Origin of the sequence: Pseudoalteromonas sp. XMcav2-N, assembly GCF_024124545.1 — a bacterium.
Lineage (GTDB): Bacteria > Pseudomonadota > Gammaproteobacteria > Enterobacterales > Alteromonadaceae > Pseudoalteromonas.
Genome location: NZ_JAMXSF010000003.1, coordinates 1 through 24,540, shown reverse-complemented (window position 1 = coordinate 24,540; position 24,540 = coordinate 1). Strand labels below are relative to the sequence as shown.

The 24,540-nt window shown below is 46.0% G+C and carries 19 protein-coding genes and 3 tRNA genes; 12 read left to right on the top strand and 10 right to left on the bottom strand.

The features are described 5' to 3' along the window. Positions 1-47: 47 nt before the first annotated feature. Positions 48-2,579 (top strand): TonB-dependent receptor, encoded by a 2,532-nt coding sequence (locus tag NH568_RS04705; protein WP_253044996.1) that lies wholly within the window; start codon positions 48-50, stop codon positions 2,577-2,579. 240 nt (positions 2,580-2,819) lie between these two features. Here the strand turns inward: NH568_RS04705 and NH568_RS04700 are convergent, their stop codons facing one another. From NH568_RS04700 to NH568_RS04690, 3 genes are all read right to left on the bottom strand, one after another. Further along, entirely contained in the window at positions 2,820-3,368 is a 549-nt protein-coding gene (locus NH568_RS04700; protein ID WP_253044992.1) for an NAD(P)H nitroreductase, read from the bottom strand. Between the two features lie 82 nt (positions 3,369-3,450). Next, a complete protein-coding gene (locus NH568_RS04695) occupies positions 3,451-4,152 on the bottom strand; it encodes a DoxX family protein (RefSeq protein WP_253044988.1) in 702 nt (233 codons plus the stop codon). A 140-nt stretch (positions 4,153-4,292) separates the two neighbouring features. Next, a complete protein-coding gene (locus NH568_RS04690) occupies positions 4,293-6,254 on the bottom strand; it encodes an NADPH-dependent 2,4-dienoyl-CoA reductase (protein WP_253044984.1) in 1,962 nt (653 codons plus the stop codon). Between the two features lie 241 nt (positions 6,255-6,495). Between NH568_RS04690 and sppA the strand changes: the two genes are divergently transcribed. Next, positions 6,496-8,367, top strand: a complete 1,872-nt coding sequence (sppA, locus tag NH568_RS04685) for a signal peptide peptidase SppA (protein ID WP_253045754.1) — start codon at positions 6,496-6,498, stop codon at positions 8,365-8,367. A gap of 89 nt (positions 8,368-8,456) precedes the next feature. Continuing rightward, entirely contained in the window at positions 8,457-9,467 is a 1,011-nt protein-coding gene (gene ansA / locus NH568_RS04680) for an asparaginase (RefSeq protein WP_253044982.1), read from the top strand. A 70-nt stretch (positions 9,468-9,537) separates the two neighbouring features. On the opposite strand, the gene gndA is transcribed toward ansA, so the two are convergent. Beyond that, positions 9,538-10,911, bottom strand: a complete 1,374-nt coding sequence (gene gndA, locus NH568_RS04675) for an NADP-dependent phosphogluconate dehydrogenase (RefSeq protein ID WP_253044980.1) — start codon at positions 10,909-10,911, stop codon at positions 9,538-9,540. Between the two features lie 321 nt (positions 10,912-11,232). Here gndA and pyk point away from each other — a divergent pair, with 321 nt between their 5' ends. Then, positions 11,233-12,666 (top strand): pyruvate kinase, encoded by a 1,434-nt coding sequence (gene pyk / locus NH568_RS04670; RefSeq protein WP_253044976.1) that lies wholly within the window; start codon positions 11,233-11,235, stop codon positions 12,664-12,666. A gap of 76 nt (positions 12,667-12,742) precedes the next feature. Here the strand turns inward: pyk and NH568_RS04665 are convergent, their stop codons facing one another. The 4 genes from NH568_RS04665 to NH568_RS04650 all read right to left on the bottom strand — a co-directional run bounded on the left by NH568_RS04665 (position 12,743) and on the right by NH568_RS04650 (position 17,439). Continuing rightward, the gene (locus NH568_RS04665) at positions 12,743-13,567 is read right to left on the bottom strand and encodes a LytTR family DNA-binding domain-containing protein (protein ID WP_253044974.1); all 825 of its coding nucleotides are present in this window, start codon (positions 13,565-13,567) and stop codon (positions 12,743-12,745) included. A 4-nt stretch (positions 13,568-13,571) separates the two neighbouring features. Continuing rightward, complete coding sequence (locus NH568_RS04660) at positions 13,572-14,642, bottom strand: histidine kinase (protein ID WP_253044971.1); 1,071 nt, start codon at positions 14,640-14,642, stop codon at positions 13,572-13,574. A gap of 162 nt (positions 14,643-14,804) precedes the next feature. Next, entirely contained in the window at positions 14,805-16,046 is a 1,242-nt protein-coding gene (locus NH568_RS04655) for an amidohydrolase family protein (RefSeq protein WP_253044967.1), read from the bottom strand. A 10-nt stretch (positions 16,047-16,056) separates the two neighbouring features. Next, entirely contained in the window at positions 16,057-17,439 is a 1,383-nt protein-coding gene (locus tag NH568_RS04650; RefSeq protein WP_253045752.1) for an amidohydrolase, read from the bottom strand. Positions 17,440-18,080: 641 nt separating this feature from the next. On the opposite strand from NH568_RS04650, the gene NH568_RS04645 reads away from it, so the two are divergent. Continuing rightward, a complete protein-coding gene (locus tag NH568_RS04645; protein ID WP_253044964.1) occupies positions 18,081-18,440 on the top strand; it encodes a DUF3718 domain-containing protein in 360 nt (119 codons plus the stop codon). Between the two features lie 104 nt (positions 18,441-18,544). On the opposite strand, the gene NH568_RS04640 is transcribed toward NH568_RS04645, so the two are convergent. Beyond that, positions 18,545-19,237 carry a DUF445 domain-containing protein gene (locus tag NH568_RS04640; protein ID WP_253044961.1) on the bottom strand — a complete coding sequence of 231 codons (693 nt, stop codon included), beginning with the start codon at positions 19,235-19,237 and terminating at the stop codon, positions 18,545-18,547. 134 nt (positions 19,238-19,371) lie between these two features. On the opposite strand from NH568_RS04640, the gene NH568_RS04635 reads away from it, so the two are divergent. Beyond that, on the top strand, positions 19,372-20,226 hold the full coding sequence (locus NH568_RS04635) for a fructosamine kinase family protein (protein WP_253044958.1): 855 nt from the start codon (positions 19,372-19,374) through the stop codon (positions 20,224-20,226). A gap of 79 nt (positions 20,227-20,305) precedes the next feature. After that, complete coding sequence (locus tag NH568_RS04630; RefSeq protein ID WP_046004345.1) at positions 20,306-20,509, top strand: CPXCG motif-containing cysteine-rich protein; 204 nt, start codon at positions 20,306-20,308, stop codon at positions 20,507-20,509. 199 nt (positions 20,510-20,708) lie between these two features. Here the strand turns inward: NH568_RS04630 and NH568_RS04625 are convergent, their stop codons facing one another. Beyond that, positions 20,709-21,350 (bottom strand): riboflavin synthase subunit alpha, encoded by a 642-nt coding sequence (locus NH568_RS04625; RefSeq protein ID WP_253045750.1) that lies wholly within the window; start codon positions 21,348-21,350, stop codon positions 20,709-20,711. Between the two features lie 138 nt (positions 21,351-21,488). Here NH568_RS04625 and NH568_RS04620 point away from each other — a divergent pair, with 138 nt between their 5' ends. The 5 genes from NH568_RS04620 (at position 21,489) to NH568_RS04600 (ending at position 24,225) form a co-directional block, all read left to right on the top strand. Continuing rightward, positions 21,489-22,844 (top strand): MATE family efflux transporter, encoded by a 1,356-nt coding sequence (locus NH568_RS04620; RefSeq protein WP_253044956.1) that lies wholly within the window; start codon positions 21,489-21,491, stop codon positions 22,842-22,844. Next, a complete protein-coding gene (locus tag NH568_RS04615; RefSeq protein ID WP_253044954.1) occupies positions 22,819-23,802 on the top strand; it encodes a DUF3080 family protein in 984 nt (327 codons plus the stop codon). Before NH568_RS04620 ends, NH568_RS04615 begins: the two co-directional genes overlap by 26 nt. Before the next feature lie 126 nt (positions 23,803-23,928). Next, positions 23,929-24,005, top strand: a tRNA-Val gene (locus tag NH568_RS04610). Positions 24,006-24,038: 33 nt separating this feature from the next. Continuing rightward, positions 24,039-24,115, top strand: a tRNA-Val gene (locus tag NH568_RS04605). A gap of 33 nt (positions 24,116-24,148) precedes the next feature. Further along, positions 24,149-24,225: transfer RNA gene (locus tag NH568_RS04600), tRNA-Val, on the top strand. Positions 24,226-24,540: the final 315 nt, after the last annotated feature.

The window sequence follows — 24,540 nt, the reverse complement described above, 5'->3', positions numbered from 1 at the left end:
GTGCGGTGTTATATTATTGCAAGTATAATCAATCCAGAAAGAGCACTATGTTTAAACAATCTTTGATCACTTTTGCCATAACCAGCGCAATTTTTTCTTCTCAGGCCTCAGCCGCACAACTGAAAGGTAAAGTACTGGATACCAACAACCAACCAGTTCCTAATGCCACCGTACACTTACACGGTAAGTCACAGTCAGTAAAAACTGATATTAACGGTCAGTTTAGCATTAATGTCGATCAGGATTCACAGCTTCATGTAAGCAAAAATAACTTCGTTAACGAGCGTATCGATGTTTCTCCAGACTCGCCTTATGTCACAGTCAAGCTGACTCCAAGCTCTGTAGAGAGTGTTGTTGTTTATGCGTCTGCACTACACAAAAATAACATCGAAATGGCTTCCCCTGTTACCGTGCTTAGTGGTGACGAGCTGAAAAACACCGCACAACCAACACTGGGTGAAACCCTTAAGCAACTGCCAGGCATTAATGCCAGCTATTTCGGGCCAGTCTCTTCCAGCCCGATCATTCGTGGCCTAGACGGTCCACGCGTTAAAATCACTCAGAATGGCCTGGACAGCAGTGACGCATCTCGTGTTGGTCCTGACCATGCGAATACCAACGATTCGTTGTCTGCACAGCAAATTGAAGTACTACGCGGTCCTGCTACTTTACTGTATGGCTCAGGCGCCATTGGTGGTGTGGTTAATGTAGTAGATAACCGTATCCCAACTGATGTCATTGAGGGTGTTCAGGGCGCTGCTGAGTTCAGCCATGACACCAACTCAAACACCAATACGGTTGCCGCCTTATTTGAAGCGGGCAACAACGGCTTTAACTTCCACTTTGATGGCGTAACGCGTAAAGGTGGTGACTATGACACACCGCGTTTTGCTCTGCCGGGTGAAGAGCATGACGATCATGACCACGATGAAGAGCATCATGACGAACATGAGGAACACGGTCACGACGAGCATGCAGAAGAAGAGCATGGCGAGGAAGCACACGGCGAAGCTGAGTACGCAGAGCGTGTTGCCAATACCTTCATCGACTCTGAACAGTTTAATATTGGTACCAGCTTCGTTGGCGATCACTTAACGGTTGGCTTATCTTACGGCCGCATTGAAACGGACTATGGGATCCCTGCTCACTCTCATGAACATCACGACCACGGCGACGAGCACGATCATGATGAACATGATCACGATGAGCGCAGTGAAGACGAACACGATGATGCACATGGTAATGAAGAAGAGTCGGTCTTTGCTCGCGTAAAGCAGGACAGATGGCAGGCCCTGTTTAACTATGCACTACACAATAACTGGATTGAGTCTATTCAGGTACGTGCTGGATTTACAGACTATGAGCACTCAGAGATTGAGCACGGCGCGGTTGGCACTAAGTTCAGCAACGAAACGACTGAATTGAGAACTAATATCGAGCACAGACTTGGGCAGTGGCACGGTATTGTGGGTTATCATTTCTCTGACAGCGATTATGCTGCTGAGGGCGCAGAAGCGTTCACTCCTGCTACCAACACCAAAACTCATGCCCTTTATATCCTGGAAGAACGTCGTTTTGGTGATGTGACATTAGAGCTGGGTGCACGCGTTGAGGACTTTGCATTATCGAGTAGCTTTACCTCAGGCCACGATGAGCACGACGAACATGATCATGACGAGCACGATGAGCACGAGCATGAAGGTCATGAAGATGAACACGTGGCTGAGATCATCGACTATACACTGGATACCACCAACTTCAGTGCATCGATTGGTGCCGTATATGATTTTGCAGAAGGTCAAAATGTTGCTGTCAACCTGTCACGTTCTGAGCGTGCACCTTTGACTGCTGAACTCTTGTCAAACGGCCTGCACATTGCAACCTCTACCTACGAGCTCGGCCTTGGCTATCACATCGAAGGTGACGAAGTTCATTTCGAGCCGGAAAATATAGAGCAGGAAAGATCCACTAACCTGGACATTAGTATCAGACGCTTCATCGGTGACTTCGGTTACACAGTAAACTTTTTCTACAATGATGTTTCTAACTACTATTACCAGCGCAACACAGGTTATATGTACACAGGTGAGCATGGTATAGAACTGGCTGATCACCATCACGATGGTGCATTACCTGTGTATCAGTTTGAAAGTGCCGATGCTGAACTATACGGGTTTGAGTTTGATGCCCACTATCAGATTGATGAGCGTAACCGTATTAAGATCTATGGTGACCACCTGAGAGCTGAGCTTGACTCTGGTGAGTATCTGCCACGTATTCCAGCTAATAAGCTTGGCACGAGCTACCGCTTTGAACTGGAAGATTTCTCAGCTGAGCTGAGCGCAACGCATTACATGACACAAGATAAACTAGCGCAGTCAGAAACTAAGACGGACAGCTATACTTTGCTTAATGCCAGCTTTAGTTATGATTTCAGCTTGTCGGGTGTAGACTTGGTTGGTTATGTGAATGTCGACAACATCACAGATGAACTTGGCTTTGTACACAGCTCGTTTATCAAAGAACAAGCACCGCTGCCAGGACGTAACTTCAAGTTAGGGATCCGTGGCTATTTCTAAGTTTGTAGGCTCTGTTTATCTTATACGCTAATAGCCAAAGACAAACAGTTCCTATCTGAGCCCAATGCCGCCACCTGGCGGCATTTTCTTTGCCAGACAATCGCCCTTCTTCTAAGCGCTTTTTTCTCATCAAGGCAACCAGTGAGCCTCTAAGCCCACTGAGACAAGAAGATATGATTATCTGATGAAATCACCCCATTCTGACACTGTGTCGCGTCGTTATATCCAGAGGCGACTTAACTACAACTGAGTGAAAAAGTCTTCCGGCTGATGCCTGACAGGCTTAGTACATTGCACTGTCGGCGTGCCAAGATAAAGATAACCAACAATTTCATCCTGTTCGTTCAGGCCAAGCTGGCGCTTAACGGATGCACTCTGAGCAAAATAACCTGTTCTCCAGACACCAGACAGACCCTGAGCAAATGCGGCCTGTTGCATCGCAAACACGCTACAGGCTGCGCTTTCAATTTGCTCTATTCTGGGCACTTTAGGGTGCTCCGTAAAGGGAGAAACGGCAATGATCAGCATAGGTGCACGCTCAGGCAGTGATTTGGCACGGTCTACGATACGCTGTTCTTGTTGTTCCTCGACTGCGGCCTGGTGGAATATCTCGCCCAATTTCTCCCTCCCCAGCTCCTCGACCAAAATAAAGCGCCAGGGCTTTAACCCACCGTGATCAGGCACCTTGAGGGCAGCTTTTTTTATCACTTCAAGCTGGTCGGCATTCGGCCCCGGAAAAGACAGGTTGCTGTCGGATTGTCGCGTCAGTAAAAGTTCTATGGCATCCATTTGTAATTCCTAAAATTTTTGTTCACTCATTATTCTAACGCGACAAGGCCCTAAAAGTTTAGTAGCAGTTGCTAAAAACCATTCACGGCAAGTAATCCTTGGTGGGCTCCAGATACTTACGGAACCAATAGTCGAGACTGAAATAGCGCCCGCCGCCTGTGAAAATCAGGCTTATTAGCATAGCAAAATAAATCGCGGCGAACTCAATGCCATTATTCAGGATAACCGGATTTCCGTATTCATAAAGGTACTCTGGTAAACCGTTGGCTTCAACAATTTCTTTGATGCGGGACAGCCGCTCGGCTACCTCGTTACTGGATTCCAGACTCTGCTTAGCGACATCGCTTCCCAGCCAGGCAAATACTTGTGCGGCGCTGGTATCCGGGTTACTGGGTGCGACCGAAAACCACCCATTGTGCCAGTGGACCTGAGTCGCAGCTACAAACATAGTCACGGCAAGTGGTACCGACACCAGCCGTGTAGCCAGACCGATCAATAACAGCCAGCCACCAAGAAACTCCGTCCAACCCGCCAGAAATGCCAACAAATCCGGCGCAGGCAGGCCAAGCCCCCACTGCGCGTTACCAAACCAGGCAACGACATTTTCATCGGCCAGTAAGCGCTGCCACCAGGCAAGGTCCGCTTTGGCAAGGTTGAGTTTATTGAATCCGGCAATGATCATTACAGGAGCCAGAATAAATCTGAGCATCAGAGGCGCCAGGCCATCCAGTAAAGACGTTTTGTCCAGAAGAGAACGATAAAGGAGGTAGAATGATTTAAGCATATATAAAGTCTGTTTTAACTGATGTTATGAGTGTAGACCTTATATCACCTTTTTTTATTGCAAATAGTATGGTTTTAAATGGCACAAAACACGGGCGCCATACATAAAGCCTACCCGTGTTTTGCTGTTCATCGTCAGGTTTATATCTTTCTCGCAACCTGCAACGCTTCATAGATAGCTCTCTTGGCATCAATAGCCGCCGCCAGCTTAGCGCCGCCAATGACATGCTGGTTGGCTGGCATGGCGTCTTTGTCAAATAAAGCATCGTTCGATGTCTGACCAATACAAGCCACGACTGTATCCACGTCCAGGACGCGCTCTTTCCCTCCTTGCTTAACAAGCAGGCCTTTGTTATCAAATGAAATATACTCACATTCGGCAATCTGTTCGACGTTATGGTGCTTCGCTACCGCTCGGTGGATCCACCCTGTCGTTTTGCCTAAGTTGTTACCAAAGCGTCCTTCGCTACGTTTAAGCATATAGAGCTTTTTACCCGTCCCGCTGTCTGACGGCTGACATTCAATTCCCCACTGCGCTTTAAATTCATCTATGCTCTGATCTGCCTGTTCAGCCAGAAATGCAACCATATCAAAACCAATTCCTCCGGCGCCAAGAATCGCGATTTTATCACCCAGCTCAACTTCCTTGCGGATCACCTCATCGTAAGCAAAAACACGCTTACCATCGCTACAGGTAATTCTGGATTGTCGAGGACTGACCCCGGTTGCAAACACAATGTCATCGTATGACTGAGCCATAGATGACTCATATTCACAACCAAGCTTGAGCTCAATACCCAGGCGTTCGACTTCCTTCAGGAAGTAGTTCAGAGTGTATTTAAAGTCTTCTTTACCGGGGATCCGCATGGCCAGATTAAACTGACCCCCAGCATGTTCATTCTTGTCAATCAGGGTCACCTTATGGCCCTTTTTGGCAAGATAACAACTGGCGGACAAACCCGCCGGGCCGGCACCGACAACTAGCACCTGTTTAGGGCTGCTTGTACGTTCCAGAGGATAATCAAGCTCGAAACCTGCCTGCGGATTAACAAGACAAGTCGCCCGCTTGCCTTTAAATACATGGTCCAGACAGCCCTGATTACAACCAATACAAATATTGATTTGTTCAGCCTTATTCTGCGCATACTTGTTAAAAAACTCGGGATCTGCAAGTAAAGGGCGCGCCATGGAAATCAGGTCCGCTTCTCCCTGATTGAGAATATCATTGGCAAGTTCAGGGGTATTGATCCGGTTGACCGCTACAACTGGAATATCCACAACATCTTTAAGACGTTTTGAGGCTTCGCGAAAAGCCCCTGCTGGCACCATACTGGCAATCGTCGGAACACGCGCTTCGTGCCAGCCAATCCCTGTATTGAGAATATCTACACCGGCCTCTTCCAGCGCTTTGGCCTGAGCCGTAACCTCTTGTGCTGTCGAACCATTAGGGATTAGGTCCATTACCGATAAACGGAATACAATTATGAACTTGGGCGAAACCTTTTCACGTACTGCACGGACAATCTCAACGGCCAACCGCATTCGGTTTTCTAGGGTGCCACCGTATAAATCTTGTCGCTTATTGGTGTGTTCGGCCATGAACTCGTTGATCAGATAACCTTCAGAGCCCATGATTTCAACACCATCATACCCTGCTTTCTCCGCCATTTTGGCAGATTTAGCAAAATCTTTTACTGTGTTGCGGATCATGCTCAGCGACATAGATTTTGGTGTATAGGGGTTAATGGGTGCTTTGATCTCGCTGGGTGCAACATTAAAAGGGTGGTAAGCGTAGCGCCCGGCATGTAATAGTTGAAGACAAATCTTGCCACCGTGTTCATGCACGGCGTCCGTATACGCTCGGTGCTTGATTATGTCATAGCGACTATTAAACGAGGAAGAAATCGGGGTGAGTTTGCCACGCAAATTCGGGCTATAACCTCCGGTGATGATCAAGCCAACACCGCCTTTCGCGCGCTCCTCATAAAAGGCTTTAAGTCGTTTCCTGTTATGCCATCCCTCTTCCAGGCCCGTGTGCATAGAGCCCATGACCAAGCGATTTCGCAAATCTGTGTTCTTCAATTGTAGTTTTTGTTCTAACATTGCGTGCCCCAATGTAACTGGTCTTACCTGTGAACATTAACGATTTTATATTTTTTCGCAAGCAAAAACCGCGACTAATTTCTTTGAAATAGCATACAGAAGGTAAAAACTGGCTGTTTTTCAGCCTATCATCTGCAAAATAATACTTAGTTACGTTTTTGTTCTAACGGCTTAAGAGCAACTAAGTTATGATTAATATTGAGTACATTCCACTTAGACATTCAGAGGTACGGCTTTGAAATTGATCGGTAAATTTTTTCTCGGTATCTGGCACGCGCTGAACTTTTCTCGCCGCCTGGTACTCAATTTTTTGTTTTTTTTCCTCATCATCGCAGCGGTCATAGCTGCCTTTCCTGCGGAAAAAGAGCCACAGATTGCTCAAAGCAGTGTTTTGCGTCTAAACCTATCAGGAAAATTGGTTGAGCAGCTCACATATGTGGATCCTGTAGACGCAGCAATGGGGGATATTTTTGGCAAACAAGATATGCCAAAAGAAATGTTGGTTGATGACGTTGTTGATACAATTAATATTGCCGCCAATGATGCCCGTATTAAGGCACTCTATTTAGATTTACGTCACATGCATTATGCGCACCTCGACAAGTTACGCGATATCGCAAGTGCCATAGAGGTGTTTAAAGCCGCAGATAAAAAAGTGTTCGCGCATAGCCCCTACTTTAGTCAGTCTCAGTATTATCTGGCTGCGCATGCTGATGAAATCTCCATCCACCCTTACGGTGGTATTAATATTAGCGGCTATGGCTCCTATCCAATGTACTTTAGGGATGCTCTTGAAAAGCTCAAAGTCACTCAGCATATCTTCCGCGTTGGTACCTATAAATCAGCAGTAGAACCTTTTATCCGAAATGATATGTCCGAGGCAGCCAAAGAAGCTAATCAAATGTGGCTAAATGCTCTGTGGGGCCAGTACAAGCAAGATGTCGCGAGTAAGCGCGGATTTGATACTGCAAACTTTGACGAAACCCTAACGCAATTTGTAGATAAAATGACTTCTGTGACCGGAGACTCTGCACAATTTGCTGTTAAATATGGCTGGGTTGATAAGCTTGAAACCGATCAGGAGTTCAACCAGAAGCTCATTGACCTGGTTGGGACTCAGGACAATGGTAAGCGGTTCAAACAAGTCGCATTTGAAGACTATTATACTGCCGTGTCATCTAATGGCTTTGGCGTGAACCCCTTTACAGATAAAGTGGCCGTGGTCGTTGCCAAAGGCAACATTGTTGATGGTAAACGCAAGGCAGGCATGATTGGAGGAGACTCCACAGCGGCACTACTGCGCAAAGCGCGACTGGACGAGCGGGTTAAGGCCGTGGTGTTAAGAATCGATTCTGGCGGCGGCAGCATGTTCGCATCTGAAATCATTCGTAATGAAGTACTGGCCATTAAAGCCGCAGGCAAACCTGTCATTGCCTCTATGGGATCAGTCGCAGCGTCCGGTGGATATTGGATTGCCGCATCAGCCAATGAAATCTGGGCGTCGCCCAGTACGATTACCGGTTCTATCGGTGTATTCGGCACCATTCTAACTTTTGAGAACTCTCTAAAAGAACTTGGCATCTATTCAGATGGTGTTGCCACCACGGAACTAAAATCCTCCTCCCTGGCTCGAGGCCTGGACCCTAAATTTGCACATGTATTACAAATGGGCGTTGAAGACGCGTACAACAAATTCATCTCTGTCATTGCAGACTCACGAAACCTGGCCGTCTCTGACGTTGATAATGTTGCACAGGGCAGAGTGTGGCTCGCCACACAGGCACATGAGTTTGGGTTAATTGATAAACTCGGTACCAAGCAACAGGCAATAGAGGCCGCAGCCCAAATGGCGAACCTTGAACATTATGATGTATACACTGTTGAGCAAACTTTGTCTGAGAAAGAAAAGCTGCTTCAGGATATTTTCGGCTCTGCGGCAGTCCAATCTCTGCTGGCGTCCTCGGATGAGCAAGCAACCCAGATAAGCGCTCTAGCCCACCTGGGTTTAAATCAGGTTTTAGACCAGATTCAGCATAGTGCTACCGTAATTGCGCAGTTTAATGATCCTAACAACATCTACACCCTATGTACGACTTGCGTTGTCGCCGAGTAGAGAATGTCTCTTTGATTTGACTGCATTGTGATGCTGCAGTTGATATAATTAGCCCGGACTGAATTCCGGGCTTTTTTTTAGGTAGCAGAATGAAAAGAAAAAAAATCTATATCGCTTACACAGGCGGTACAATTGGTATGAAGCAATCCAGCCGGGGTTATGTCCCTGTTGCCGGCTATTTGACAGAAACGGTCAAAAGTAATGCAGAGTTCACCCGAGAAGAGATGCCCCTGTTCGACATTCATGAATACTGCCCGCTTATCGATTCGTCGGATATGTCCCCACTGCACTGGCAACTGATAGCAGATGATATTAAAAGCAAGTATGAAGAGTATGACGGGTTTGTGGTGCTCCACGGCACAGACACCATGGCTTATACAGCTTCAGCATTATCATTTATGTTTGAGAATCTGACTAAGCCTGTAATCATCACGGGATCTCAAATCCCTTTGTCTCAGCTTCGCTCTGACGGCCAGGTTAATTTACTTAACGCTATGTACCTTGCTGCTAACTATCCTATTGCTGAGGTGAGCCTGTTTTTCAATAATAAATTGTTTCGTGGTAACCGAGCCATCAAAGCGCATGCTGACGGGTTTGACGCTTTCGCATCACCGAATATGGCGCCGCTCGCACAAGCAGGTATTAATATTCAGTTGATCGAAGGTGAGTTAAGTCCTTATGTCGATCAAGCCTTGCAGGTTACGTCTGTTACGTCACAACCTATTGGCGTGCTGCACCTTTACCCCGGGATTAGCAGCACTATGGTAACTAATGTCCTGCAAAGTGACATTAAGGCACTTATTCTGCTCAGCTTTGGCGTCGGGAATGCCCCACAGCAAGAAGATATCCTCAGTGCGCTCAAAGCAGCTTCAGACAGAGGCGTTGTCATTGTGAATTTAACCCAGTGCATTCAGGGACAGGTCAATATGGGTGGCTACGCAACTGGCAATGCACTGCTTAACTGTGGCGTGATTAGTGGCTACGATATGACACTCGAAGCCTGTTTGACAAAATTACACTACCTATTCAGTCAGGGTCTCGAATTAGAGACGGTTCGCCATCTCATGCAAGATAACCTGCGTGGCGAGTTGACCCGCTAAGCAACTTCCTGAATATACAAAAAAGCCCGGAAGTTGTATTAACTACCGGGCTTTTTTAGAGCTTCAAAGGTTATCTCACTTTAGCATCTATCTCAGTCAGATCAGTCAAATGGCATGACTCTCCACTGTGTGTTTTAATACCATGCTCACCAAAGTAGTCGCGTTGCGCTTGTACTAAGTGGCCATTACTAGGTGTGCTCAGTGTTGCAACGTAGGTTTGCGTTGAAGTGAGCACAGGGAATGCAAGGCCGCTTTGGATAGCTTGCCCTGCCACTTTACGCAGGGCATTTGCAGGCCCTTCCAGGGTATCAATGAATTCAACCCCTTTGGCGATATCATCCAGGTAATCTGCTCGTATGATACAACCCGCGCGCCATGTTTGAAGCGTCTTATCTAAATCTACTTTCCACTGGTGAGACCTGGATGCACCTTTGATAAGCGCAAGGCCCTGACGATAGCAAAGCAGGCTGGCAAAATAGAATGCTTCTCTTAGCTCGCTAAGGTCCAGCTCAACGCTGTTCGTATCACGATTAGCATAAGTCATTTCCTTCGCAGCTGGTGTATCTATGGTGTTAGTCAAATGCCTTGCCTGTACCGCTGCAACCAAAGAGGGCACCGCAATACCTAGCTCCAGCGCATTTTGTGCTGTCCAAAGCCCAGTGCCCTTCGCACCGACTTTATTATCAATCAGATCAACCACAGGTTCATTTTGGTCATTTTCCAGGCTAAGAATATGGCTGGAAATAGCCAGCAGATAACTGTTGAGCTCGCCTTCAGACCACTCTTTAAATACCGCTGCAACTTGTGCTGGCGTTCGGCCTGTGCCAATTCGTAACAACTGGTACATCTCGGCAATCAATTGCATCAGCGCATACTCAATGCCGTTGTGAACCATTTTTACAAAATGACCGCTAGCAGACTGACCAACACGCGCAAAACAAGATTCGCCGTTATGTGTGGCGGCCACTTTCTCAAACCAAGGGATCAAACGCTCCCAACCGCCTTCAGAACCACTGGCCATCATAGCCGGGCCATGTCGGGCCCCTTCTGCACCACCGGAAATACCCATAGTGGCAAACTCAAATTTATTTTGGTACTTCAGTTTACGCGCAATGCCATCTTTGTAGTTACTGTTACCACAATCGACAATGATATCGCCTTTTTCTACACCCGCTTCGATTAAATCCTGACACACCTTATCCACCAGCTCACCAGCCGGAACTAACAGCAAAACTGATCTTGGTGTGTCCAATCGTTTTACCATGTCAGCAAGATCGGAAACTATGTGAAGGCGCTCAGCAATACCCAATGACTGTGCGCAACTCAACAACTCGGCACCTGCATCCGGGTTTTTATCATAGGCGACTAATGTCATGCCCTGTTCTACTAAATTTAGCGCGAGGTTTTTCCCCATCACACCCAAACCAACTAATGCAACTTGCATTAAGTTTCCTCCTCGGTAACAAATTCTATACTATATCGGTAACACACCTTAATTATACCCCAGCTGAGTGGGATATACAGTAGTGCACAACTTACCTAACCGATCCCACACATCTGTTTGTTAATTAAACAAAACCAGATAAGTGTGGCTAGTCATTGACGAAAAGTCATGATTGACGCCACCTGACACCGGTGTCATAATCAGTTCATATAGATCATATAATTTAATTTGCATGTTAAAAAGGGTTATAGGATATTTCTTTCTTAAAACCCAGCAAGTTAACCAGATCAAGTCACCGAGACAAGCCAACAGGAGAACCTGATGCTTAGACGCACAAAAATCGTAGCAACACTTGGGCCAGCTACAGACAGAGATAACAACTTAGAAAAAATCATTCGCGCAGGCGCAAACGTTGTCCGCTTAAACTTTTCCCACGGAGTCGCACAAGATCACAAAGATCGCGCTCAAGCTGTCAGAGACATTGCAAAAAAACTCAATAAACACATATCAATTCTCGCAGATTTGCAAGGGCCAAAAATTCGGGTATCAACGTTCAAAGACGGCAAAGTAGAACTGGCTGTAGGCGCTAAATTTACACTGGACGCAGAGCTAGAAAAAGGCGAAGGGACCATCGAATCTGTAGGTATCGATTATAAAGAGCTTCCAAATGATGTGAAGTCAGGCGATTTATTGCTGTTAAACGACGGACTTATTCAATTAACTGTCGACTCAGTAGCGGGCAATAAAGTAAATTGTACTGTTGCCGTTGGTGGTACGCTTTCGAACAACAAAGGCATTAATCGCCTCGGTGGAGGGCTAACAGCGCCTGCATTTACTGAAAAAGACAAACAGGATTTGTTGACCGCCACAGAAATAGGCGTCGATTACATAGCGGTCTCTTTCCCTCGTAGTGGTGAAGACATGCGCTATGTACGCGGGCTTGCAGAGAAAGCGGGATCAGATGCACAGTTACTCGCCAAAATTGAACGTGCTGAAGCAGTAGAGTCTATTGAAGCCATTGACGACATTGTATTGGCTTCTGATGCCGTTATGGTTGCCCGTGGTGACCTGGGTGTTGAGATTGGTGATGCTGCACTGGTCGGTAAACAAAAACAAATCATTAGTCGTGCACGCTCTTTGAATAGAACAGTCATCACCGCGACACAAATGATGGAGTCTATGATAGACAATCCGATGCCGACCCGCGCAGAGGTTATGGACGTGGCGAATGCCGTGCTCGATGGCACTGATGCTGTAATGTTGTCAGCTGAGACGGCTGCAGGCGATTATCCGGAAGAAACCGTTGCTACAATGGCACGCGTTTGTCTCGGTGCGGAATCTCAACCACAAACCCATATTTCAAAGCACCGCTTAGACAGCATGTTTACCGACACTTCGGAAACTCTGGCTCTCTCGGCAATGTACGCTGCTAACCATCTGACTTCAGTGAAGGCCATCGTAGCACTAACTGAGTCGGGTAACACGGCAAAACTAATGTCGAGAATTAGTTCTGGCTTGCCAATCTACTCATTATCACGACATGCCAGAACACTTGGCCAGACAGCACTTTACCGAGGCGTTTACCCGGTTTATTTTGACTCTACTCAATGCAATGAAGAATCAACCGTTCGCGATGCGCTAAATACACTGGTAGAAACAGGTGCGCTGGAACAAGGCGATACGGTGATCCTGACTCACGGTGACGTTATGGAAACTATTGGCGCAACCAATACAATGAAAATTGTCACCGTTTAAGTAGTCGTATGTCCGGGTGGCATGTCTGCCCGGATATATTCTCACTTACTCAATAAGAGAGCTGTTTACAAGTGTATTAGCTTGCTAAAGCAGCTTTTACTTTGTCTCTGTAACTGCGGCTTACTTTCAGTTCCTGACCATTCTCCAAGACCAACAAATACTCTCCGCTACTTTGCGTAACCAATTTACTAATTTGCTTAGTATTGACGATGGCAGAACGATGAACACGTACAAACAGCTTAGGATCTAATTCCTGTTCAAGCTCTTTCATCGTTTTGCGCAGAATGTGTGTCTGGCCATCGGAGCAATGCAAACACATGTAATCTCCGGCAGCATCAATCCACTGGATAGATGCGGCAGATACACGAATGATCTCTCCCTGCTCTTTTACTGCAATTGACTCAGGATACTTTTTGTCCTCAATCGTGTCGCCTGTCGCCAGTTTACGCAGGATTTCTTCGCAATTATTACCAGTAATCCCGGCAACGAAGCTGGCGAGCTTTTTCTTGTGAGCATTATCTTGTTGTGTTTTCAAATAGCTATGCACTTTTTCAACCGCCTGTTTTAGTCTGTTGTCGTCTACGGGCTTTAGGATGTAATCTAAAGCATGAATTTCAAAGGCTTTTACTGCATAATGATCAAAAGCAGTGACAAACACGATGGCAGGCAGTGGCTTCACACTCTCACTCAGTGCCCTGGCTACTTCAAAACCATTCATGGTTGGCATTTGAATATCGAGAAATACGAGATCTATCTGCTGACTTGAGCATAACTCGAGCGCCTGCTCTCCAGAGCTACACAACTCGATAACCTCTATATCTTCTATCTGTTTTAAGCGCACCGCCAGGCCTTTTCTGGCTAGGGACTCATCATCTACAATTAGCGTTCTGATTTTGCTCATTACTTTACTTCTCAGCCTTTTCAAAAGGAACTCGTATATTCACCTTCAGCCCTGAAGGTGTATTGTGCGCAAGCACAAATGAATAGTTGTTTTCGTACAGGGTTTTCAGTCGATCCTGGGTATTCGCGATGCCAACACCTTGTACATTGCTTAGCTGGCCATTTTCGATTGTAGCACCAGGCCCGTTATCCCCTACTTCTAACAATAGCTCATTGGCAAAGACCTGAGCCCGTATCTCAATTTTGCCACCGTTAGCCATATGCGCAATAGCATATTTAATCGAGTTTTCAATTAAGGGCTGTAAGATCAAACTGGGTACCAAGGCCTGTTTTGCATCCTCAGTAATGTCAAACTCAACTTCCAGGCGTTCATCAAAGCGCACCTTTTCAATGTTCAGGTAAAGCTTTAGCGCATGTAGTTCCTGCTCAAGTGGGACCTTTTTGATTGGATCGGTATTTAGTGTATACCGTAAGAAATCACTCAACCTGGACACCATTTGATTGGCATCTTTGTTTTCTTCCACCAATATCAAAGTCGAAATTGCGTTTAATGTGTTAAAGAGGAAATGGGGATTAAGTTGATAACGGAGCATTTTCAGCTGCGCTTCATGTGCCATCGTATTTGCTTTGAGTGCTTTCTGCCGTTCGCTCTGGAGCAACTGATAGTATTTAATACCGAAATAGAGGCCACTCCAGCAAAGAATGATATAAACTGAATCCAGTCCTTGCTGCAGATAATAGTACCACTCTTCAGGGCGATAGCCGTGTCGGTATATTTCCCACATATTGAACTTTTGGACTACAGACCACAGTGTGCCTGTAAAATAAGAAGCGCTAAAAACGACAAAGATCAGCAGTAAAGGCTTAGCATTCCATACTTTGCGATACAGATAGCGCAATGGCACCGTCATCAAACAACCGGCGTAAGCATTTAGCACGATCACAAATACGTAAATATCGCGCATTTCGAATACTTTTGAACCGATGTAGTTTACTAATGCATAGCCTATCCAGCCTGCAATTTGTAAAACCCAGAAAAATCGCTGTCGATTATCGACTAGAGCTTGCCACTTCAAACGCTATAACCTCTTAAGACTTAGCCAAATTATATCCTATGGCGGCCTTGTTCAACAGCGCCAGCGGTCTTGCTTTTCTAACGATTAAACGCAAATTACTCAGCGAAATTAAGTTGCTAAAATAGTAAAAAAGGCCCTGACGGGCCTTTTTTCATTTAACGTTTACTTAGTATACGCTCTTGGCATATCTGAGTCGGTAGTATAACGCTCTCTGAGCTTATCGTGACGAGACTCAGTACTGACCTCTTCTCCATTAATCCAGAGTTTGTCTAAGGTTGTACTGAACTCAAATGGATCGGCACTCCATAATACTAAATCAGCACGCTGACCAGAGGCAATTTTACCGCCATCCAGACCAAACGTATCCGCTATATTACTGGTTACCGCTTTCAATGCACCTTCATGAGTCATACCGTGGGCAACCGCGATACCTGCATCGAACCGCAACTGATACAAGTTGTGTGCCCCTTCGAAGGCAAATCCTGACAACAAGACTTTTACACCTGCGCGCTCTAACTTACCCGCATTAGTAAGGTCAGCATGCAAAGAGCTGAAGCTAGTCGGTAAGTTTGAAACAGCACTGATCACCACCGGCACGTTGGCTTTGGCGATTTCATCTTTGACCAATACTGCATCGTTAACGCCCCATAATACCAGCTTCAGATCGAACTGTTCCTTAACCTTGAGTACTTCAAGGATATCTGACGCTCTCTCTACTTCGGCAACAACAGGAATTTCGCCTTTAAGTACTGCGGTGAGCACCTGCTCTTCGCGACTTGGCTTTTTAGCGTCTTTCTTGTCGTCCTTTTTGCCTTTGGCTAACTTTTCCTGCTGCGCTTCCAGCTTTTCAGTCAGAGTCTTGTACTTCATTGCACGAGAACCGCTGCCGCTGGCATCCATATCGATGACTAATGCAGTATTGGTTTTAAGTACACTGTTGAATTCACCGGAAAGGTCAACAACAAACGCAAGTCCCTCAAAAATACTTTTGCCGCCATGTGGGATCACAACATTCTGCGTAATACCGCCTTTGCGACCATAAGGAATGAGTGACGACCTGGGGTTGAATGCAGGGCTGGCATCAAAATCGATCCCAGCTTTATCATCGCCGCCATCTCTTGAGCCGGCAACAGCACTTACTTCCACCAATCCCAGTTGATTCATTGAGCCTATGAAACCAGGTGTCAAGACTCTGCCCTGGGCATCGATTGTCTTATCGGCTGACACATTACCCGGATTGACTGCCGTGATAGTGCCATTCTCAATAACAACCGTTGCCCCTTCAAGCACACCGGCCTCAGTCATCGTATGGACTGTTGCATTGGTGATAGCCGTCGTTTGAGCGAACACAGCTGAAGAAGCCAACAGTGCGCCAGTCAATAAAGAAACATTAAATTTTTTCATCATTTACTCCTTAGCGCTGACCCAGCATAAAATCACTTACAGCCTGATATTTTTCATCATGGCGGTCATATACTTTGGCACCGTCGATATAAACAGTTTCAGCTTTAGAGTAAACACTGAACGGGTTTCTATCCCAGATCACGATGTCTGCATGCTTGCCTTGTTTGACTGACCCTGTTACCTCTTCAATGCCAAGTGATTTAGCGGCATTGTATGTAATCCACTTGATCGCATCTTGTTCTTTCAAAGAGAAACCAGCCTGATTTGCCGTATTCATGATCTTGGCCGCCTCATGGTTCAGACGTTGAATAGTCGTGTCTGAATCTGAGTGAACAACCGCACAGGAGTTCTTAACTGCATCCACGATTGCAACATTTTCCGGTACCATGTCATAGGCTTCCATTTTAAAGCCCCACCAATCTGGCCACAATGCCGCACAGTTTCCGTTCTCAGCCAGAAGATCAGCGACTTTATAAGCCTCGATACCATGATGGAAAGTCCCCGAGTGATAACCAAACTCTTTAGACAAGTCGATCATCATTGCCATTTCTTCCGCTTTGTAGCAGTGGTTGTGGATCAGGATTTCACCGTCCAGTACGCCACGAAGCGTATCAAGACGAATGTCACGCTTCGGCGCATCGGGATTCAGGCCAGCGGCATAGGCTGCTTCATATTGCTCCCATGCCTGCTTGTATTCACTCGCTTCAGCCCAGGCTGCTCGGTAACCGGCCATATTACCCATACGAGTATAAGGTGCAACGCCCTTGCCTCCGTATACGCGTTTCGGGTTCTCACCACAGGCCATTTTCAGGCCATAGGGTGCATCTGGAAATTTCATACCCTGCATTGTTGGCGATGGCACATTTTTCAATGTCACACTACGGCCACCAAACAGATTCGCAGAACCAGGTAGGATCTGCAAAGTTGTAATTCCCCCTTCACGGGCACGATTAAAACCAGGATCTTGTGGCCAAACTGAATGTTCTACCCAAACCTGAGCGGTATTTGGTTTTGTGATTTCATTACCGTCCGCGTGTGATTCAACGGAAGGGCTAGGATAAGCACCCAAATGCGAGTGCACGTCAATGATCCCAGGTGTAACCCACTTACCCTGAGCGTCAATGGTCACATCTGCCTGAGCAGATAAATCCTGGCCTACCTGACTGATTTTGCCACCTTTAAGTAAAACATCAGTTTCTTCGAGACGTTCACCCGTACCGGTCAAAACCGTTGCATTGGTGATAAGTGTAGAGCCCTTGCTCAGCGGCTGGTAGGTACTTGGGTATGGATTTTTTTCAATGGTGACTTTTTCTTTTTGAGGGCCTTTGTCTTGGCACCCCAGAAGAATTGTACTTAATGCAAGTACAATCGCCGTTGGCTTGAATTTTTGCATCATTTTTCTCTTATTGTTCTGCGTGATTGATCACCCCGCAGGCTATTGGCTAACAATTGACGTAAAATTGCAACTTAGTTTCGACAGTTCACAATATAGCTCGGCCACCTGCACATTTCGAGTTTTCTCTCTGTAATATAGGTTTGTCTGAATCTTAGGCATAATCGTTCAAATAGGTTATCCACCACTTGCTTAGCTTATGCGCTTGCTGCGGACCCAGTCTTGTGTCGATTGATAACACAAGTTACACATCACATTACGCCCCTTCGTTGTGTTAACACCAATCGTGGCATTTGGATGTATTGACTGTGCTGCGAATGCGTGAAGGTCAGATTATCCGGCCTTGCAGACACACTCTGAGAGGCATAGACATAGTTTTGACACAGGTATTAACCTAAGTTCAATCAAACGAAAGCAACACTATAATGAAACAAAGAGAAATAGTTAACCGAAAAAAAATTGCCCGGGAAATGCTCAGGGAGCACTTACATCATAAATAACTATACCATTAAAATCATATTGTTACTTAGAGTTTTTTAGCGCAGACATAGTTACTTACATTCGGATATTGTCCCGTTACAGCATTTTGCATTGTTCGCATCAATACTTGTTGTGAGGTTTACATAAATCTGGAGAACATCATGAAATTTGCCAAAGCCCTAATCCTGTCACCCCTACTTCTTGCAACAAGTTTATCGGCCAATGCTGGAGGAGTTGAGTTTGTCGGCACTGACAACAGTGTTGCCACTCAACTGTGTATTGCTGTCGGAGCAAACCACCGCCTCACATTACGCAAGGAATTAGAGGCGCACCATATAAGTCGTCAGATTGTGACAGACAAACTGACCTGTAACGATTTGAGTGTCTCTCAGTTTACTAAAAAATTTGGCCTACACAGGTCTGCGCAGCTGCTGAATATCGACTCAAACACAGATACCTCTATCCGTGATATCGCGATGGCTGAACAGCAAAAAACCGTTGCCGTGTATGGGTCTAAGTGAGTGTTATTCACTATTGGCGCATTGCGAATTCAGGTTGGAAGATGTCTCAATGCGCTGCTATTTAACTACTTAGTCATCAGGATTTGCTTTTCAGCCTTGTCACTTCAGATAATCGATGCTATCAGACCGAACAGGCCTCCAAATACACCACCCCAAACCACAAGCCAACCCAAGTGGGTATGGATCATATCCTGAACGATACTTTTTACCATAGCAGGTGTCAGTTCAGCCAGGCGCTCTTCTACTGCATGTTCAATGGCCACTTTTATTGCGTCGACCGACTGCCCGCTGGTCAGCACCCCTGATAATTGCTGTTGAAATTCCGGTCCTTCACTGATCTCGAATAGTGCTTCTTTCATTTTATCGGTAAAGCTGTCTTTCATCGGCTCAATGGCTTCTTTTCCGCCGACCATCGCAAGCATAGCGCCAAACTGTGACGCCTCGATAACCTGCACCAACTTATTGAATGCAGGAGACAAGTCCGTTTGTGTGATCACAGGCTTCAGATCAAGCTGAATTTCGTTCTTCTTTGCAAAACTTCGAAGCTTGTCATCATTGAAGAATTCTTCGAGTATGAGTTTACGGATCGCGGTTTTGAATTCTCTGAATTTGATCGTGATGACCCCTGAGCCATACAGACCAGGTACCTTTTCAAATAACATATGGATTGCAAGCCAATTTGTCACGGCTCCAGACAGTGCAAATAGCCCCATAGTTAACAGAATATCGACTTTCATTAACCAGCCAATGAGTACAACTGCGGCAGCCAGGATATTTGTCGCTAGACTTTTACTCATTATTGCCTCTTGTGATCTGAGTTTTTGTTCGGCCGCATATTGTAGTGAATTTAAATCTGTCTACAAGTATTTGTGTTATAGCAAAAATCGACCATAGTTTAGGGTATGTGTGGTACTTAACCTGTGAAGGTACTATGTGGAATCTCGTAAATCAGTATATCAGTGAAGCAATTCATGAACATTTCGAGTTTACCCGTAAAACGCAATTGCCCTGCAATGCGCACGCTCGTTTGTTTAAAATAGAGAATGATCATCACTGCTACCTAGTCAAAGTGGACCACATCCAGGCCCTTGAACGTTTTGAGTGCGAAGCCAAGAACCATGACACTCTGATCCGGGACAGCGATTTTTTGATAGCAGATACAATTGCAATTGGCTCAAGTATTGAGTTTTGTTTTTTAGTACTTGAGTGGCTAGAAACGTCCGGAGAAATTGAAGACTGGTTTACCTGTGGCTCGACTTTGGCGAAATTACATGTACGCCATGAACAACAAATGTATGGGTTAGAAGAAGACAACTACTTTTTTGACTTGGCGCAACCAAATCAATGGCACAAAAAGTGGGAAGTGTTCTTTGCTGAGGAGCGGATAGCCTGGCAGTTACAATTATTGGCAGAGAAAGGCATCAAGCTTGTAGACATAGACAAGTTTGTTGAAGAAATTAAACCTATGCTCCCTCACCAGGTCGCCCCTTCTTTGTTACACGGCCACTTTTGGCGGGGTAATATTGCTTTTGCTCAGGGGAAACCCTGCCTGTTTTGTCCTTCCTGTTACTACGGGGACAGAGAAGTTGATCTTGCCTCGAGTGAACTATTCGCGCCTTTACCTCCAGCGTTCTATGAAGGATACGACAGTATTTACCCGCGTCTGGATGGATACGAAGATCGTCGCCGTGTCTATCAACTTTATCCACTTTTGTGCCATGCCAATATGTTTGCAGGGGACTATCTCAAACAAGCAGCCAGCCACATTGAAACTCTATACAAATAAGTGCAACTTTACTGTAATAATCCACAATGCTGCTATAGTTATTAATGCGAAAAATGGAAAATCTCGTTGGAGTAAACTCATGAAGCAGCTGTATGACCAACGTATTAGTTGCCCGCATTGCGGCCATCATATCTTTGTCAGTCTCGACGCCAGCGAGGGCGATCAGGACTATTACGAAGATTGCGCGGCTTGCTGCAACCCAATTCATTTGAATATGCACATTGACTACGCGATTAACAAACTTGAACTGAGGGTAGACTCAGACGACGAGCAAGTATTTTAACAGGCACTCGTTGTGCCTGTTTTTTATCAATCGATGTGAATGCATCACTCGCTCGTAAGGTAAAGGTGACTTATATCTGAGTTAAAAGTTCTTACTGAGCACCTGTACTTCAGATATCAAATCACACATTTCCATCTCTGACGAAACGCAAAAGCGACATGATCGTCGACGATTTGCTCTTCGATAAGACGGGTTGATTTTACAACGAGAAGCTTCCTCTATTTTTACGTAAATAGTGCTCTACGGTATTGACGGTGGTGTAAGTTTGCTGATCGACTTCTATGTTAAGTGTATCACCGACTTGGGCAGCGCCTATATTGGTCAGTGCCAGAGTTTCTGGAATAAGGTGAAGCCAAAAGCCCTCTTCTTCTAGTTTGCCGACTGTTAAACTCGCACCGTTCACGCAAATAAACCCCTTGTAGAGAATATACTTTTTCCACTGTTCGGGGATGGTAAGCTTGATCCGGCAGTTGTCTGCATCCTGAATGATTTGCTCAATAGCAGCCTGGCAATGAACATGCCCAGACACAATGTGCCCACCCAACTCGGTGCCAAAGGTTACAGAACGTTCAAAATTAACCCGGGCCCCTTGTTGCAAACCACTGAGGTTGGTCAGCTTGAGCGTTTCATCAATCACATCAAAAGATACCTGACCAACGACATCAGCGCCTCTCACTTCAAAGTCAGTCACAGTCAGGCAACAGCCATTAATCGCAATGCTCGCACCATGAGTTAATTTTTCGAGGGATCGGCTATCAACTGATAGCACTAATTTCATAATCCCTTCACGTAAAACGGCACTGACCACCGTCGCTTGAGTCTGTACAATTCCGGTAAACATAACGCTCAGATTTTCGAGAATAATGGCGCGCAGTGTATCGTAAACAGTCATCAGATTAAACTGCCCTTTCATCGGATAAAAGTGGTAAGTTTTTAAGAAGTTATTTAAGATTAACGTTTTAGGAAATCCAGACTCAGTATGAAATTCGCTTTATGGGAAGCTAAGCGCTTGGTACGCCTTGCCACTCCCGTCTTTTTTGCTCAGATAACCTTAGTACTTATGTCCGTGGTCGACACTATGATGGCAGGACAAGTCAGTGCCGAGGACCTCGCAGCGCTGTCAATTGCAACCGGTACCTGGAATCCGATGATTTTTTCTTTACAGGGGATCTTGCTCGCCATCACCAGCATGGTTGCCTACTGTGACGGTGCCAAACAGCGAAAGGGTATCAAGAACTACTTTCAGCAAGGTATCTATCTGGCATTGATTTTGTCTTCACTGGGGTTTATCGCCAGCGCATTTACACCACTGATATTTGCTCAAATTGGTGCAGCCGACGCTATAACGAGCTTAGCGCAGCAATATATCGACTTTGTAAAATGGGGACTTCCGGCTTTCTTATTGTTTTCTGTCTATCGCAACGTTACTGAAGGTGTTGGCAATACCAAAGCTGCTCTGTACATCAGCTTATTAGGACTGTTAGTCAACGTCTTTGCCAACTATGTGTTTATATACGGCAAGCTGGGGATGCCTGCGCTTGGCAGTGCGGGCTGTGGCCTGGCAACAACCTTGGTGTTTTGGGTGATGGCAACAGCTCAATTGGTATATAGCTTTAACAATAAATACCTGGATGGAAAGTGGCTGATAAAAGCGTTTGCACGCCCAAACCTAACTACACTCGTCCAGATTGTAAAATTGGGCCTGCCTATCTGTCTGGCTACTTTCTTCGAAGTCACTTTATTTGCCTGTATTCCTTTGTTTATTGCTGATTTAGGAGCAATTGCAGTGTCTGGGCATCAAATTGCAGCCAGCGTCACTACCATTTTATTTATGCTACCGCTCAGCTTATCAATGGCAATTGCAATACGTATTGGCACGCTATCCGGAGAAGGCAATTATCCGCAGCTGGTGAATTCAGTCTATACCAGCTTTGTGTGTGCCATAGTCGTCTCTGTTATTGTCGCCACCTTTACTTTTGTGATCCGCAACGAAATTGCCTGGGTATATACTCAAAACGCCGAGGTTGCCGTATTGGCCTCTGGAATAATAGTACTGGCATGTATTTACCAGCTCCCGGATGCCTTGCAAGTTGCTGCAAACGGGGTATTGCGCGGGTTAAAGTACACCAGTCCTATCACTGTTGTCACTTTTGTCTCTTACTGGCTGATCGGGTTTAGCTTGGGGTTTGTATTAGCAAAGACGGACATGATTACATCAGCCATGGGAGCAAGAGGGTTCTGGGTGGGTATTATTGTAGGCCTGAGCTGTGCTGCTGTATTGCTTTTGTATTTTGTGAGGAAACGACTTGATGCGTTACGCCCTGACTCTGTTTAGTGTTGTTTTGGTTGCTTGTACGCCAGTCGCCACAGATATCAATCAGGAATATGCCAACAGGCTGGCACATGTGCTGGAGTTGGAGCCTTTGCATATCGAAAAGCCAGCCCCGCTGGAAGTGTATCGTGCCACAAGGCCTGAAGTCACTTTCAAACTGTCTGTTCTACAGCTTGCTAGCCTGGGACACTGTGCTCTGGCTCAGGACGTTGCGATGCACAATAACCAACTCGGCAAACTCGCCGTACCCAGTGAAGTCTTTAAATATCAGGTGCGCTTTATTCAACTGACAGACCAATGTGTTCAGGACAGCAGAACCAGCGATCCTGAAGTCAAACACACTTTAACTCAAGCTGCCGCACACAAGCGAACTGCCCTGCCTCAGTATTTCGCATTCATGCTTTCTGCAGAAGAAGAATTGACCCAATTTAGCAGACTAACATTTGCAGAAATCGATACGCGCGGCACAAACAGTGAAATCCGTGCGAATGAAGGTCTTGCAGCCCTGGCTGGTATCGCGAACAATCTGCGAGCTCCGGAAAACATTGACCCAGAGCGTATCACGCCTGCCCTCAGAAAACTGCATAACAACCCCTATGTTCAGACTTTGCTGACCAGTGCACGCAAGCAAATCAGCTGGAACCAAGCTTTAACGGAATGGTTGTCACAAGTAGAGCTGCAAGCAGCCGTATGCCCAGAAGGGAAAAACAAACGCAAAGCCGAGATTTTGCACAACGTTTTTAATAAGTTTTCTATTTCAACACTACAACCATATCAGGCTCAGCTCAGTAACCAGTTACATGAATTAAGCGACTCCGTGGCACAAATTTCAAAGGCCATACCTCACCCACTGTACCCGGACCATGCAGCAATGCTGGTGGATGAACTCAAAGCGTCAAGTAAACGTCATGCGCAGTGGTGGCAACGCTTCTACAAAGTGTGTAAAGTTGCACCGGTATGAACGAAAAAAGTGCAAACAAACATTAATTTAGCAAATTTACTTGATCCCACCGAACGCTCGCTATATATTAGCGGCCGTTGGCAAGTGACGTAGTGCAACAAAACAGTCATATCAGCTCAACATTGTACGACCGTAGCTCAGTTGGTTAGAGCACCACCTTGACATGGTGGGGGTCGGTGGTTCGAATCCACTCGGTCGTACCAACTTATTTGATAAGTCACAATGCACACCTCTGTACGACCGTAGCTCAGTTGGTTAGAGCACCACCTTGACATGGTGGGGGTCGGTGGTTCGAATCCACTCGGTCGTACCAACTTATTTGATAAGTCACAATACACACCTCTGTACGACCGTAGCTCAGTTGGTTAGAGCACCACCTTGACATGGTGGGGGTCGGTGGTTCGAATCCACTCGGTCGTACCAACTTATTTGATAAATCAAACCCCATCTCTAAGTACAATCGTAGCTAAGTTGGTTAGAGCACCACCACTTTCTATGGCCCGGTCCAGCAGTCGGTGGTTCGGATCCACTCGGTCGTACCAACTTATTTGATAAATCAAACCCCATCTCTAAGTACAATCGTAGCTAAGTTGGTTAGAGCACCACCACTCTCTATGGCCCGGTCCAGCAGTCGGTGGTTCGGATCCACTCGGTCGTACCAACTTATTTGATAAATCAAACCCCATCTCTAAGTACAATCGTAGCTAAGTTGGTTAGAGCACCACCACTCTCTATGGC

Excerpts from the sequence above, each read along its gene's own strand:
- NH568_RS04705 (WP_253044996.1), top strand. The coding sequence starts at position 48 with ATGTTTAAACAATCTTTGATCACTTTTGCCATAACCAGCGCAATTTTT.
- NH568_RS04700 (WP_253044992.1), bottom strand. The coding sequence starts at position 3,368 with ATGGATGCCATAGAACTTTTACTGACGCGACAATCCGACAGCAACCTG.
- NH568_RS04695 (WP_253044988.1), bottom strand. The coding sequence starts at position 4,152 with ATGCTTAAATCATTCTACCTCCTTTATCGTTCTCTTCTGGACAAAACG.
- NH568_RS04690 (WP_253044984.1), bottom strand. The coding sequence starts at position 6,254 with ATGTTAGAACAAAAACTACAATTGAAGAACACAGATTTGCGAAATCGC.
- ansA (WP_253044982.1), top strand. The coding sequence starts at position 8,457 with ATGAAAAGAAAAAAAATCTATATCGCTTACACAGGCGGTACAATTGGT.
- gndA (WP_253044980.1), bottom strand. The coding sequence starts at position 10,911 with ATGCAAGTTGCATTAGTTGGTTTGGGTGTGATGGGGAAAAACCTCGCG.
- pyk (WP_253044976.1), top strand. The coding sequence starts at position 11,233 with ATGCTTAGACGCACAAAAATCGTAGCAACACTTGGGCCAGCTACAGAC.
- NH568_RS04665 (WP_253044974.1), bottom strand. The coding sequence starts at position 13,567 with ATGAGCAAAATCAGAACGCTAATTGTAGATGATGAGTCCCTAGCCAGA.
- NH568_RS04655 (WP_253044967.1), bottom strand. The coding sequence starts at position 16,046 with ATGAAAAAATTTAATGTTTCTTTATTGACTGGCGCACTGTTGGCTTCT.
- NH568_RS04650 (WP_253045752.1), bottom strand. The coding sequence starts at position 17,439 with ATGCAAAAATTCAAGCCAACGGCGATTGTACTTGCATTAAGTACAATT.
- NH568_RS04645 (WP_253044964.1), top strand. The coding sequence starts at position 18,081 with ATGAAATTTGCCAAAGCCCTAATCCTGTCACCCCTACTTCTTGCAACA.
- NH568_RS04640 (WP_253044961.1), bottom strand. The coding sequence starts at position 19,237 with ATGAGTAAAAGTCTAGCGACAAATATCCTGGCTGCCGCAGTTGTACTC.
- NH568_RS04635 (WP_253044958.1), top strand. The coding sequence starts at position 19,372 with ATGTGGAATCTCGTAAATCAGTATATCAGTGAAGCAATTCATGAACAT.
- NH568_RS04630 (WP_046004345.1), top strand. The coding sequence starts at position 20,306 with ATGAAGCAGCTGTATGACCAACGTATTAGTTGCCCGCATTGCGGCCAT.
- NH568_RS04625 (WP_253045750.1), bottom strand. The coding sequence starts at position 21,350 with ATGTTTACCGGAATTGTACAGACTCAAGCGACGGTGGTCAGTGCCGTT.
- NH568_RS04620 (WP_253044956.1), top strand. The coding sequence starts at position 21,489 with ATGAAATTCGCTTTATGGGAAGCTAAGCGCTTGGTACGCCTTGCCACT.
- NH568_RS04615 (WP_253044954.1), top strand. The coding sequence starts at position 22,819 with ATGCGTTACGCCCTGACTCTGTTTAGTGTTGTTTTGGTTGCTTGTACG.